At 55.7% G+C, this 13,468-nt stretch carries 7 protein-coding genes and 1 pseudogene; 6 read left to right on the top strand and 2 right to left on the bottom strand.

Annotated elements, in window-relative coordinates:
* Positions 1 to 754 (bottom strand): annotated as a pseudogene (locus tag ABJK56_RS01410) (DUF1559 domain-containing protein); the annotation flags it as partial.
* 204 nt (positions 755 to 958) lie between these two features.
* Entirely contained in the window at positions 959 to 1,837 is an 879-nt protein-coding gene (locus ABJK56_RS01405) for a succinylglutamate desuccinylase/aspartoacylase family protein (protein ID WP_347242879.1), read from the bottom strand.
* 697 nt (positions 1,838 to 2,534) lie between these two features.
* Between ABJK56_RS01405 and speD the strand changes: the two genes are divergently transcribed.
* The 6 genes from speD to ABJK56_RS01375 all read left to right on the top strand — a co-directional run.
* Positions 2,535 to 2,870 (top strand): adenosylmethionine decarboxylase, encoded by a 336-nt coding sequence (speD, locus tag ABJK56_RS01400; protein WP_095415180.1) that lies wholly within the window; start codon positions 2,535 to 2,537, stop codon positions 2,868 to 2,870.
* On the top strand, positions 2,819 to 3,841 hold the full coding sequence (locus ABJK56_RS01395) for a bis-aminopropyl spermidine synthase family protein (protein ID WP_347242878.1): 1,023 nt from the start codon (positions 2,819 to 2,821) through the stop codon (positions 3,839 to 3,841). The genes speD and ABJK56_RS01395 overlap by 52 nt, the downstream gene beginning before the upstream one ends.
* A gap of 315 nt (positions 3,842 to 4,156) precedes the next feature.
* Complete coding sequence (locus tag ABJK56_RS01390; protein WP_347242877.1) at positions 4,157 to 7,453, top strand: LamG-like jellyroll fold domain-containing protein; 3,297 nt, start codon at positions 4,157 to 4,159, stop codon at positions 7,451 to 7,453.
* 311 nt (positions 7,454 to 7,764) lie between these two features.
* The gene (locus ABJK56_RS01385) at positions 7,765 to 10,233 is read left to right on the top strand and encodes a DUF4838 domain-containing protein (protein WP_347242876.1); all 2,469 of its coding nucleotides are present in this window, start codon (positions 7,765 to 7,767) and stop codon (positions 10,231 to 10,233) included.
* A gap of 15 nt (positions 10,234 to 10,248) precedes the next feature.
* Positions 10,249 to 12,291, top strand: coding sequence for a right-handed parallel beta-helix repeat-containing protein (locus ABJK56_RS01380; RefSeq protein WP_347242875.1), 2,043 nt, complete (start codon positions 10,249 to 10,251; stop codon positions 12,289 to 12,291).
* Between the two features lie 119 nt (positions 12,292 to 12,410).
* Positions 12,411 to 13,468 (top strand): sulfatase-like hydrolase/transferase (locus tag ABJK56_RS01375; RefSeq protein ID WP_347242874.1); only part of this gene is annotated, 1,058 nt, incomplete at its 3' end.

Here is a 13,468-nt window from a genome sequence, read left to right as displayed (position 1 = left end):
CAAACCGGTGGTAGCCGGAGATTCCAACTAAGAAGTACTGCCCGTCCGTAACGGTGTAAGCCACACTGGGAGGCAATCCGGAAAGCCCAGGAATTTGTGCCGTGCCACGGGTATGTTCGATCGTGCGGGCTGTGGTTACGGACATAGCGCCGAATCCCTGTCGCAGGTGCTCACTCATCGCCACAGTATTGCTCAGTCCGTCGCTCACGCTTGAGGCAGAGTACCAGATTTGCCACCCAAACATGCCGCGGGTGTTGTTGGGATTGTTCCCCATCATATTCTGATAGTCGTCCCCCTGGGAAAATGCATAGTTGTGGATCCTTTGATTGTTTCCATCGCGTTTCCCCGAATCCGACGGGCAACGAAACACCATCGGGGAGATGTTCCAGACAGCCCAACTCGCCTCCGTACCGGGGCCGAATGGAGGGATACCGTTGGCTGGATCCCCAGCCGCGATCTAGTCGTAGAGCGGCTTTTGCTCCAAGTAAGAGAGGAGGGAAACTAGTCCCGAAAGGTTACGGCTGGTATAACCGCCCGCATTCGGCAACGGATTTCCCATGCACGGGAACCTGTTGTAGGTGTCATGATAAGTGTGCAAGGCAACCCCGAGTTGCTTGAGGTTATTTGTACACTGACTTCGCCTGGCCGCCTCCCGTGCCGCCTGAACAGCTGGCAAAAGTAAGGCGATTAAGATGCCGATGATGGCAATCACCACGAGAAGTTCTACCAGAGTAAACCCTCTGCCGCCGGACAGACTAAACGTTTCATAGCGCCACCTCCTTTCTTGCCAGACAGGCCTTGCCCGAGCAGGAACCTACGAGCTGGAATTCTGCCGTGCCCGGCTCCAGCTCCGAAACGGCCCAAACCCCAGGGGAGCCCGATCGACAAAAATTTAACCACTTCTGCAATGTCCTGTCAACAACTTGCATAGTTTTATTTAAAACATTGTCTGAACTATTTAGCTATCTCCTTGCGTAGGTCCCATTTGGAGTTCCTCGAGTAGGGCAAGGACGAAGTGACAGTGGTGGGCGACTCTTTTGGTGATGGGATCTTGTCGGGTGGATTCCACGAGGACGGAATGACAGTCAAGGATTGCCCCTGCAGCGCGGGCCAGCGAACCGCGGGCAGGCCACCGCAAAACGACGAATTTTTCCTCCTCCTCCGCGATTTCCTCGTTGATCTTGTCCAAAATTTTTCGCGTCACAGAAACGGTTTCGTCGCGGGGGTAAACGATGACGGTGTTGCCTACTCCGCCATCTTTGTGAAACCTGAGCGATTCATGGAGATCGACCAGCCAATCCGGCCGAATTTGTTCCACATGCTGCCAGATTTCTCGAGCGAGCACGCCTCTGGGCCGGCATTCGTGGCCCTCCACGAGAAAATTGCGATTGAGATCAGCCTCTTCCGGCGGCGCGCCAGGGATAGTTCGTTGACGGCGGCCAATTGCCGGCGGGTTAGCAGGCGACAAAACGACGAGTTTTCCCCGAGCAACAGACCAGCGCGCGATGATTTGTGCGGCTCTAACTCCGGCAGGTTCATTTCCGTGGATACCGGCCACGATTAAAACCGTCGGTCCTGCTTCGCTCCCTGCCCGTACAATCGGCTGCGGCAGGGGTGCTTTGTCAGCGCTCTGGTGATTGGAACCAAGCACATCATTATTGGCGCACCATTGGACAAGTAAGGCAACCGCGAGATTCCACAGCCAACATCGCAGAGTCCAGTGACGGAGGGGAGAGTCCATACCCCCCGAGACCACCGCCTTGTTCAAGTCAGCGCGGTTGCTTTGGTGCTTGCAGGTCGGCACGAACAGGCTTTGAAGAACTTGTGTGGGGCACATCTCTGCTGCTCCATCACTCGCAAATTGATTTGGCTTGCTGGCCGGCGGTCAACAGACCAGGAGAGCCGATGACGGATGGGGCCGCAGCCGTTGTTTTTTTCCGATTGGTCGATCAATTTATGGGTAGTGCGAGATCAATTATGCCGCCGACGTGGGAGCTCGCAACTCCACCTGGAGAATTCATGCCCAGGTGTCGATCTGCCCAGTCTTGGAAATGTTTGAGGAGGACTTCTCAAGCAGCGGGGGACGTGCAGCATCTCATGGGAGTTCTCCCTGGGAGATGGGGTGCACATGCTCCGGGATCGTCGAGGATGCTGTCTCACCAGCCGAACATCTGCGTAGTTAGGAAAGTTACGTAAGTCGTATCGACGCGATACTTTCTGCCATATCTTGAATCTCGCGTGAGGACTTCTAGAATATTTTTAAAGTAAGATGAGGTGACTTATCGCCTCGCATCTTATAACCTGGTTCCCAGGTTCGTTTGGGAGGACCCCAGACCACAGAGCAAATCGCGGTGTGGAACCGACCCAAACGGCCTTAAGGCCGGCTAAGCCATCAACCGGCGACCGTCCACACCGCTGCAAGAACGGTCTGGGGCGGGAAGCTGGTGCATCGGGCGTCAGTCCTGCCCGGTGTGGTTGACGAGGATTCCTGTTTCGGGTTTGTTGGTTGTTCACCTGAAATAGGGAGGCCGGCTATGGCAGTGGGAACCCACGTTCTGGGCGAGCTGTACGGTTGCCCACCCGAGCTTCTTCGGCGCGTGGAGTCCGTTCAACCCATCTTGTACTCCGTAGCCGAGCAAGCGCGTTTTCACACCGTCGGAGAGCAATTCCATCAGTTTGAGCCGGAGGGTGTGACAGGCGTTCTGTTGCTCGCTGAGTCCCATTTCGCCGTCCACACCTGGCCGGAAAAAGGACTCGTGGTAGCCGACGTTTTTACCTGTGGCCAGGAGGGCAATGCCATTAAAGCCTTTGACTTGTTATGCGAGTACTTCAAACCGCAACAGGTGAACAAACGGGTGATTACGCGCTGACACGCACGGAGTTCCAGATTCTCCGGAAGCTTGTGGATCATCCTGGCACTCTGTGGGATCTCCTCGCCAGCGTGGACGGGACGGTGATGGAGATCTACGGCGCGTGTCGTGCGCTTTACAGTCGGGGCTGGATTGTTTTTGAAAACGAAAGGGTGCGGGTCTCTGACCTCCCCCAGAAGGTAAAGCAGGCCTGCCGCCTGGATTTTGATGTCGTGGTGGGCAGGTTGGAAAAACTCCGTGCTGAGGCTCCCCGGCCGACCACAAAATTTTTCCAGGAGCCGATTGCAAGCTCGGATGTCGTTAAAAGAGTGCAATTTCTTTGGGAGCGGGGAGACCTGTTTGAAAGAAGCATTCTCATCTTGGGGGATGACGATCTACTCTCACTGGCCGCAGGGCTCACGGGTTTGCCCAAGCGCGTGGTTGTGGGAGAGATCGACCCTCGATGGGTGGAGTTTATCGCGACCCAGGCACAACGAAATCATCTCCCCGTCGAAGTACACGTCTATAACGTCGCTGATCCCCTCCCACGCGAGTGGCGCAGGGCCTTTGACGTGTTTGTGATGGATCCAGTAGAGACTCGTCAGGGATTCAAGGCATGGCTCTCACGGGGACTGGCGGCCATTAAGCATCCGGGCAGCGTCTTTTTCGGGCTGACGGAATTGGAGTGCCCCGCCAAGTACTGGCACGAATTCCAGCGGCTCATCAACGAGGCGGGGCTGGTTCTCACGGATATCCTCCGCGATCACAGTCGCTATGAAAACCGCTCGTTGCAGACTCCGGAAGCGTGGCGTCAGACACGCCTCGTCCGTGAAGCCCCGTTTCCCCTGCGGCTGGAAGAACAATGTTCCTGGTATCGGAGCAGTTTTTGTCGCGCCGTCACTGTGAAAACCCCGCAACCACCACTGCGTGGCAAGATCCGGTTTGGTCGTTCTTTTTACAAGGGACCTTATACAGTAACGCTTGAAGAATAACCTGTAAAAAATCTCCTTCCTCTGGCTGGGTGGCGTCTTACTCTGCGAAAAAAAAGTTGTCACCGAAAGTGGCGGAGCCTGACACGAAAGTTCGCTCTTCTTAATTTTGAATCGCTCAAGCTCCTACGATTGTGAGACCAGCCAGGCTTTCCGCCGTCAATGATTCTGTTACAGACAATGGGCCCTCAAACTTCTCTTTTTGTCGCGTCTTGAACCCACGTTGCGCGTGGTGTACGTTGATAGCCGACTTGAAGCGGGCCGGGCTATTTCTCACATTTTCGACTCAAAGTTCAAACACCGCGAGGAGGTGGCGAAATGCGGCGAAGAGTTGCAGGAATTACCGTCTGGATCACCGGAGCGACGCTGATCGTTTCTGCACAGCTCTCGCTTGGTGACAGCAGTAAAGCAGAGAGTCGTCCGGGTCAGGGCCAGCGATCTCATTCAGACCAGGCCCCGTCCGACCAGGGTATCGTTGCCTGGTGGCGGTTTATGCCAGACCAGGAAACCGCCGATAACTCCGGTCACGGCCACGAGTTGCGGCTCCGAGGGGTCGCGCGAATTGTTTCCGGGGGCGTGACAGACAATTGTCTGGAGTGCTTCTCCACTCTCAGTAATCCAGAGAGGGGAAACGGGGCAGTGGTGAAAAATGATCCGCGGCTCAGCCCGAAGGGTCCCTTCACGCTGGAATTATGGATCAAACCGAAGCCGGAACTTGATTCGTGCAGTGTAGCTTTTTTACTCGACAAAAAATATCTTCATTACCCGCGAGAAACGCCCGAAGCCAATCGCGACTATTGCCTCTATTTACGGCGAACCGAATCCGGAAAATTTCGTCTCGTAGCGTATCTTGGCTTCGGTCAAGATTCGGCTGAGTTCATTTCACAGGAAGTCACTTTGCAACCGGGTCGTTGGGTTCACCTGGCATTTACTTACGATGGTGCCGGTGTGGGGCGTTTCTTCCTCAACCAGCAGCCCATTGGGCGAACGGTCCATCCCGGACGGGGACCAATAGCGGCCGGAAAATACGACCTGGTAATCGGCGATCGTTACGGTTCCCTGTACTCGGGGTTTCCCGGTTACATCGATGAGGTCCGCATACTCGCGGCCATTCCCGAGTGGGCACAAAGTGGTCTCGAGATAGAACTCGCCCCTCTGGCACGCACGGCTTTCCTGCGAATGGAGCAGGGTGCTTTTGTGAACCTTGTACTGCGCAATGAAACCCAACGTGACGTCGACGGTGTGAAGATTGCGTGCACCTTTGCAGACTCAAAGAGTGCTCTGCAAGTTCCGAAACTTTCTCCTCGTGACGAAATTCCGTTAAAGGTGCCGGTAGATACTCGACTGCGAGCGGGAACCTACATTCTCCGCGTACAGCTCGAGGCCAACCAGGAATCCGGCATACCGCGAAAGGAATGGGACTTCAACGTTTCCATTGTGCCACGTCCCATTCCTGGTACGATGCCTGTTGTGCTGTGGGGCACAGGAGATCTCGAGCGCGTCAAAGAAATCGGTTTTACTCATCAGTTAGTCAGCCTGGCGGACTACAGTCATCTCTGGAAATTAGAGAAACCAGGGACCGCTGTGGGGAGCTCCCAACTGGCAGAAATGGCCCAGATGCTCAATCAATACCTGGCGCAGGGAGTGGGGGCGATTGTGAGCTTATCTCCCGGATCCTGGATTGTGAGAAATCCTGAAACTCAATCCCGATTCCTGCGTGTGGATCGAAACGGGCAACCCTACAAAGAGCTCAACCCGTGCGGTCTTTTTCCTGAAGTGCGCGAATTCTGTTATCGCGTCGGAGCATCCGTCTCAGAAACATTTCGTGATTTTCCGGCACTACAGGCAGCGCTCATTCACACGGAGGTCCGTGACTCGACCAACCTCTGTTTCCACAAGCATGATCTCGACGCCTTTCGGGATCGGTACGGTTTCGAAATTCCCAATCAAGCCACCAGTAAATGGGGTGTTCGCTATGATCGAATTTCGGGGTTTCCAGAGGACCGAGTCATCCAGGACAGCGATCCTCTGCTTGCGTTTTACCGATGGTTTTGGACGGAAGGCGATGGGTGGAACGCTTTGCACTCCGCCGTCCACCGGGGCTTGAAATCAGCGAGGCCCGATCTGTGGACATTCTTCGATCCTGCAGTCCGTGCTCCCAGCATTTGGGGCAGCGGTGGTGAGGTGGACGTCCTTTCCCAATGGACCTACACCTATCCCGACCCCATCAAAATCGGCCAGGCGGCAGACGAGCTCTTCGCGATGGCGGAGGGACGGCCCGGCCAGCAGGTCATGAAGATGACGCAGATTATTTGGTATCGATCGCAAACGGCCCCAAAGTTGCCCGAAGATGAGAGCCAACGGGCGCCGTGGGAACGGGAGAATCCCGACGCCAAGTTCATCACGATTGCCCCCGATCACCTCCGTGAAGCCTTTTGGTGCAAGATAGCGCGTCCCATTCGAGGGATCATGTATCACGGTTGGAATTCGCTGGTGCCAGCTCCGCATGCCAGCTATCGGTTTACAAATCCGTATACGAAGGAAGTCCTCCAGGAGCTCATCCATACAGTGGTGCGACCCCTCGGGCCAACTCTTCTTGAGATCCCGGATTCCCCCGCTGATATGGCTGTTTTGGAGAGCTTCGCTTCGCAAATGTTTGCCGGTCGGGGCACTTACGGCTGGAGTCGCGGTTGGGAGGCCGACCTGCACCTTGCGCTCCAATGGGCGCGATTTCAGCCACGGATTATCTATGAGGAGACTGTCCTGCGCGATGGGCTCGACAACTATCGTGTGCTCGTTCTTCCCAGCTGTGACGTGTTGCCGGCCTCTGTCGTCAAAGTAATTAAAGAGTTTCAATCTCGGGGAGGATTGGTGGTAGGGGACGAATTTCTCTGCCCCGCGATTCAGCCTGATATCCGCATCCAGTCCTACCGACGGACTGGCAAGGCCCAGGAAGACAAGGCAGCGCTGCAACGGATAGCAGCAACACTGCGGCAAGAGCTGGCGTCCCGTTATCCCCGACGAGCGGACTCGTCTGATCCCGACGTGATTGTTCGCACACGTCAGTATCGGGGCACCCTGTACGTCTTCACCATTAATGATCGCCGCACATTTGGGGACTATGTTGGCCATCACGGCCTGGTAATGGAACAGGGGCTTCCACTCGAGGGAAGCGTGTCGGTGGTTACACAGGGAAAAACCGTCTACGATCTTGTTGAGCACCACACGGTGGAATCGCAACGGACGGGTGAGGCCCTGACGTGGTCCGTGAAGCTCGGCCCTGGGGAGGGACGGCTATTCATGGTCACGGAACAAGCAATCAATAAGGTCGAAGTTTCCGTGCCAGAAAAATCCGAGAGGGGTCAATCGGTATCCCTGATAATTCGCGTTCTGGACGAGAACGGTGCACCTCTTTCGGCGGTGATACCGATAGAACTCGAAATGACGGATTCCCAGGGACGCACTGCCGAACCCACAGGTTTCTATGCAGCTCGGGACGGCGTCCTCCACGTAGCGATGGACTTCGCTCGCAATGACTCGCCAGGTGAGTGGCAGATCCGAGTACGAGAACTAGCCGCGGGGCATGAGGTCTTCGCGAAAATGATATTGCAGTGAAACGGTGAATAAGTAGTGCCGAATGAGGAACCAGGATTATGGGATTGCCAACTAGATATTTAATTGCATCGACAGTTGGCCTCTTAGTCGTAATTTACTCGCCAGCGGTAACATCAGGAAAAATTCCTGAGCCCGTCACTTTGGTCCAAAATGGTTCGGCTTCAGCTTGCGTGGTGTTTCCTGCGGAGCGAGAAAAAGAACTGAAGCCGGTAATTGACGAACTCCGTGATGCAATAGCCGCGGCAACGGGTGCATCGTTAGCCTGTCTGTCTTGGATGCCTGACCACCCACTTCCTTCCCCGGCAGTCGCCATGGGAACGGCGACCGATTTCCCTGAGGAGGCGAAAGCCGCTGGACTTAGCACGCTGGGTCCTGAAGGGGTGGCCGTGTGGACCGACAAGGGACGCCTTTGGCTGCTGGGCAATAGCCCAATAGCGGTTTCCCACGCGGTCTCTATATTCTTGGAAGAGCTTGGCTTTCGGTGGTATTTTCCTGATCCGGCGTGGACTGTAACGCCGCGTCTTCGCGATGTGGCGGTGCAAATCCGTAAAGTAGAACAACCCGGGTTCGCCTGGCGGCGTATCTGGTACGGGTGGGGAGCTCGCACTCCTCAATTGCAAAGGGATTATGACGCCTGGATGCGGCACAACCGCCAGGGTGGAGCCTTTCGCGTTGATTGCGGGCACGCCTGGGAGCGATACATTCCCGCTGAAATGTTCGCCTCTCACCCGGAATGGTTTGCCCTGGTGAAAGGAAAGCGGCAACCACCTCAACTCTGTGTCAGCAACCCTGAACTGCAGAATCGGTTTACGGAAGCCGTTCTCGAATTTCTCCGTCGGCACCCGGAACAAACCATGGTGTCCGTCGAGCCGAATGACGGAGGAGGCTATTGCGAATGCCCGAATTGTCGAGCCATCGGAAACGGTTCGGTCAGCGATCAAGTATTCTTTTTGGCCAATTTGGCCGCCCGAGCTGTGCGCAAGGAGTTTCCGGGCAAATATATCGGCCTCTATGCATACGCCCACCATGCGGATCCGCCCAGCTTTGCCCTTGAACCCAATGTGTACGTGCAGATTACAACGGGCTTTCGCTACACGACACTGTCATGGGAAGATCAAATTCGTGCCTTTCGCCAGCGCGGCGCCCAGGTGGGCGTGTACGACTATTTCAGCGTTTATCCCTGGGATTGGGACCTTCCCGGTGCGGCAAAAGCGGGCAGAGTTTTTGAGCTCGCCAAAGCCGTCCGAGAGTATCATACCCTGGGGCTCACGACGTATGACGCCGAGTCGTCGTGTAATTGGGGGCCCAACGGACCTGGTTACTGGATAGCTGCCCATCTGATGTGGAATCCCCAGTTGGACGCACAATCCCTTTTCGAGGACTTTTGCACCCGGGCGTTCGAAACTGCAGCCGCACCCATGCGTCGGCTTTACGAACGCTGGAGCCGCGGCGAGCGATTCTCCCCGCGATCGTTGAAGCTTGCGCTTCAGGACCTGGATGCCGCCTACCAGGCGACAACCTCGCCGGAAGTCGTGGCGCGGCTAGATCGAGTGGCCATGTATTTACACTGGTTGCGGCTCTGGCTGGAGTATGACCAATCTAGCCGGCGCAATCAGTGGAACCGCCTCGTGGTAGCCTCACCTGAGGAAATCATCCAACGGGCACAGGAATGTGTCGTGTTTTCCCATCGGATCATGGACACAGGTTTGATTCACACTTTTCCCATGCTGTTTTCCTCATGGTTTGAACAACGGTTTGCAGCACTCAAATTGATTGACGGTTTTGATCTGATGGAGGCTCGCAAAACCTGGACCGGCCAACCGCGGGCTATTCCGACCCATGAGGAGGTGGCCCAGTTCCGCAGGGAAGATCTCAAAAAGTTTGAGACTCTCCAGGCTGTTGAAATTGAGGGGCGGACCTGGCGTGGCCCGCTGCGGCCGGCGACAGAGTTGGTGCCCGACGCAGTAGCGTCCTGGCGGCAGGCGAAGTCCGCTCTGCCCGCGATTGAAAGTGGAGAAATTCTCTTTTTGGGGCGAGAAGGGGAAGAATTGAGTATTTCCTGGCAACCGTTTGACAAAGGACACACGATCCTATGCGATTGGCTACTGCGAAAGCAGGAAGCGACAGTGGCCTCTGGACGTGTAGAAGCCCCCAAAGGCACACCAGCGCACACAACGGTGAAACTTCCGGAAAATGCCCTGTACGTTTTGAACCCGGGAACCGATTTTTGGCGCGCCGCGCGGATCAACATCGGTGATCGACCGTTCGTTCTTCGGGCAGCGCCGGCAGATACTCACGGTGCCCCCAGCGGTGTGCCGCTTCGTTTCTGGTTTCCAGCGATGGACGAACGGCTTTACTTTTACGTTCCGCAAGGGACTCGCCATTTCGTGTTAGGAATTGTATCGGGAGGTGACCCGTGGACCCAGCTCCGAATTCAGACGGCCGACGGACGAGTTATTGTTGACGACCGGGTACTTGCCGGGAGCGAAATTTCCGTCATCGTGGAGCAAGACCAGCGAACACACGGGGCGGATTCCGCCATGGCCAATCACAGTATCCTGCCCTCTTCCGAGCAGAGCGAGGCCGTCCCCAAAGGAGCCGATGGCCAAATCTGGAGTCTCCAACTTTCCGGATTGCGATGTGTGGTGGAGCTTTATGATGTTCCACCCTATCTGGCGTGTACTCCTCAGGGGTTGCTCATTCCCGAGGATGCAATTTCCCATTCCCAGTCGGATGGCACCGAGAAGGCGGCTCAACCGGCACAGATATTGAGGCAATGATACGGGAGTTGGGTCATGAGCAGTCACGATCACCTCCACAGGGCTTTTGTGGCCCTGATCATCTCCCTTGCGACGGTTGCCCCAGCAAGCATTGCGGAAGAGTGTCTGGGATCATTTTCGCTTTCCGACCCTCAAGCGGTTCGCGACGTCGAATCTGGTCAGCGGGAAGTGGCAAGCGCGGCGTGGTGGGGGTTTAACCCGGAGGACTCCACACAGGCCCTTCAGGCAGCGCTGCGGTCCCCTGCCAAGAAAGTGATCGTCCCCAAAATGGCCCACCCGTGGATCGTGAACAAAATCGAACTCTTCGGCAATAAGGAAATCATTTTCGAGAGTGGTACAGAAGTTGTTGCCAAACGCGGTGCCTTCTTAGGAAAAGGGGACTGTCTGTTCACAGCCTGGAATCAAGAGAATCTGACCATCGTTGGTAACGGGGCTGTGCTCCGCATGTGGCGGGAAGATTACGCTCGAGCGCCCTACGAAAAGGCGGAATGGCGGCACTGCCTCAGTCTCCGAGGGTGCCAGAACGTGACAATTCAGGGACTGGTCCTCCGCGAGAGTGGCGGCGACGGAATCTACTTGGGAGCTGGCAGGAATGGCGAACCGAACAGGCATGTGGGCATCCGCGATGTTATTTGTGATGGTAATTACCGTCAGGGTATCAGCGTCATTACCGCTGAAGATTTACTTCTTGAAAACGTGACACTGCGAAACACCGCGGGAACTCCACCCCAGGCGGGGATCGATTTTGAACCCAATCGACCGTCGGAGCTTCTTGTCAACTGTGTGATGCGAAATTGTCTCATCGAGGATAACCGAGGTTATGCCATCCACGTGTACGCCGGGGCGTTGAATTCCCGGTCCCGCCCAATCTCCATTCGGGTGGAGGACTGCCATACTCGCGGGACGAACGCCGGGTCCCTGAGTATCGTCACCAGAAATTCTGATGCGGAGGCTGTCCGGGGCGTGGTTGAAGTTGTCAATTGCCGCTTTGAGGACGCGGGAACCGCTGGAATAATCGTGTGTTCGAAACCTGTTCAGGGGCTGCAGATTCAAGTTAAGGATTGCTCAATCATCGAACGGAGCGACCATCCTGTCGCTCAATCACCAATTCTTTTGGTGTCTCGTTCGGGCGACCAGAGCGATGTGGGGGGAATCGTACTGGATAATGTGGTGATTAGCGACAGAGCCAACCGGCCGTTTGTAGCTTTCCAGAATGCTGGTGGTGTGTGTTTGAAAAGCGTCGCAGGAACCGTTACGCTTTTGAGGGAGACCAGCAAGGAAACCATCGTGCTTGACGAAAACTGGCTCAAAGAGCGGTTTCCTTGCGACCCCATCCGGAGTTTGCCAATCATCGCGACCGAAAGGTTACGGGTCGAAAAAGAACCTGCGTCACCTCAGAATCTGCTCGTAGTTCCTTCCCACCGACTTCGGGGGATGGCCAGGTATGCGATTTTCGCTCGGCAGGGAGAGAGGGTACTCCTTGATCTTGTCTATGAAAAAGTCGGGCAAAATACGGGCCGCGATTTGCCCGTTCGCATTCGTGGACCGTCCGGTGAGACGGTACAGCAGGCCAAGCTGTCGTTTCAGTTGCAGACGCGCGTTGAGTTTTTGGCACCGAGACCGGGCGTCTATCAGATAGAGGCCGAGCCAGGACCCAATAGTCTTCGCCTTGTTGCAACGAGTCATTATGCGGGAATTGTCGGAAATAAAGGTGTGATTCACATGATTGGGACGCGAGGGCGATTTTATCTTTGTGTTCCACCCAATACTCCTGTGGGGCTCGGTGTCCAGGGGGAACCGCCCGGAGAATGTGTCGGTGCGCGGCTGACGGAAAACTCGGCATTGCTTTGGGAGGTCCACGGATGTCACGATGTCCGATCCTTTGTGAGCGAGGCGAGAAGTTCGCCCAGAAAGTTTTGTCTGGAATTACAGCAACCGACGCAGGGAATTTTAGAAGACGAGTACGTTGCCATTCGCGGAATAGCCCCCATCTTGAGCTTCTGGCCGGATGTTTTATTCGTGACAGACAGTGCAAACGATCAATGTCCCAATCCATAAAAGGATCAAGGAATTCAAGGCGAACGAGTGAGAAAACTGCTTTTCATTGGAGGACCCTCATGGTCGGATGTTTAATCTGCAGAAACAAATTTCCATTAAAGAATGTGATTGGTGGGTGGATGTTGCTTGCAATCGCACTTACTCACCCCATTCCTTACGCCGTTTGCGCTGGGGCGGAAACGATAAACTCACCGGCTGACAAGCTTCCTGCTGCTGGGCATCCGCCGAAATTTGCCCATGTGACAGAACCCGCGACACCCGGTGAGTCTACGGCAACAGCAGCGGCGACTTCAGAATTGCGAGAACGTCTGCCCAACATTGTGCTCATTCTGGCGGATGATCTGGGTTACGGAGAGGTGGGGTGTTATGGGCAGAAAAAGATTCACACCCCCCATCTCGACCGCATGGCAGCCGAGGGAATGCGATTTACCCAGTTCTACGCCGGGGCGCCCGTGTGTGCTCCTTCGCGATGTGTGCTCCTCACAGGAAAGCACCTGGGACATGCAGCCATCCGCGACAATTCGGAAGTGCAGCCGGAAGGCCAGTGGCCGTTACCTGCGGAGGAGATCACCATCGCAGAGCTTCTTAAAAAGCGGGGATATGTCACGGCAGCAATTGGAAAGTGGGGGTTGGGACCGCCCCACTCCGGCGGTGATCCCAATGCCCAGGGATTCGACTTCTTCTTTGGCTACAACTGCCAGAGGCATGCCCACAACCATTATCCCAGTTGGCTCTACAGGAACCACGAGAAGGTGATCCTCAACAATCCCGATTTTCCCGCCCATCAACGATTTCCAAGCGACCTCGATCCCCACGACCCGGCGGCGTTTTTAAGATATTCAGGGCAGGAGTACGCACCCGATCGAATGCTGGAGGAAGCCCTCCACTTCATCCGGCAGAACAAAGATCGGCCGTTCTTCCTGTATTTTGCCACAACACTCACCCATCTGGCGCTCCAAGTTCCACAGGATTCGCTCGACGAGTATTTAGGCCGCTTTCCGGAGACGCCTTATCTCGGAGATCGCGGCTATCTCCCGTGTTTCGCTCCCCGGGCCACCTATGCGGCGATGGTCTCCCGTTTGGACACGCACGTGGGCGCACTGATCCAGGAGATTAAGGAGCTGGGCCTGGCTCGTGACACGCTCGTGCTTTTCACCTCTGATAACGGCCCCACCCA

This window comes from Thermogutta sp., from assembly GCF_039793925.1.
Classification (GTDB): Bacteria; Planctomycetota; Planctomycetia; order Pirellulales; family Thermoguttaceae; genus Thermogutta.
The sequence above is the reverse complement of the archived record's forward strand: the minus strand, read 5'-3'. Positions and strand labels throughout refer to the sequence as shown.

What these genes read in the sequence shown, in the direction of transcription:
- speD (WP_095415180.1), top strand. Translation starts at nt 2,535, where the DNA reads ATGGCAGTGGGAACCCACGTTCTGGGCGAGCTGTACGGTTGCCCACCC.
- ABJK56_RS01395 (WP_347242878.1), top strand. Translation starts at nt 2,819, where the DNA reads ATGCGAGTACTTCAAACCGCAACAGGTGAACAAACGGGTGATTACGCG.
- ABJK56_RS01390 (WP_347242877.1), top strand. Translation starts at nt 4,157, where the DNA reads ATGCGGCGAAGAGTTGCAGGAATTACCGTCTGGATCACCGGAGCGACG.
- ABJK56_RS01385 (WP_347242876.1), top strand. Translation starts at nt 7,765, where the DNA reads ATGGGAACGGCGACCGATTTCCCTGAGGAGGCGAAAGCCGCTGGACTT.
- ABJK56_RS01405 (WP_347242879.1), bottom strand. Translation starts at nt 1,837, where the DNA reads ATGTGCCCCACACAAGTTCTTCAAAGCCTGTTCGTGCCGACCTGCAAG.
- ABJK56_RS01380 (WP_347242875.1), top strand. Translation starts at nt 10,249, where the DNA reads ATGAGCAGTCACGATCACCTCCACAGGGCTTTTGTGGCCCTGATCATC.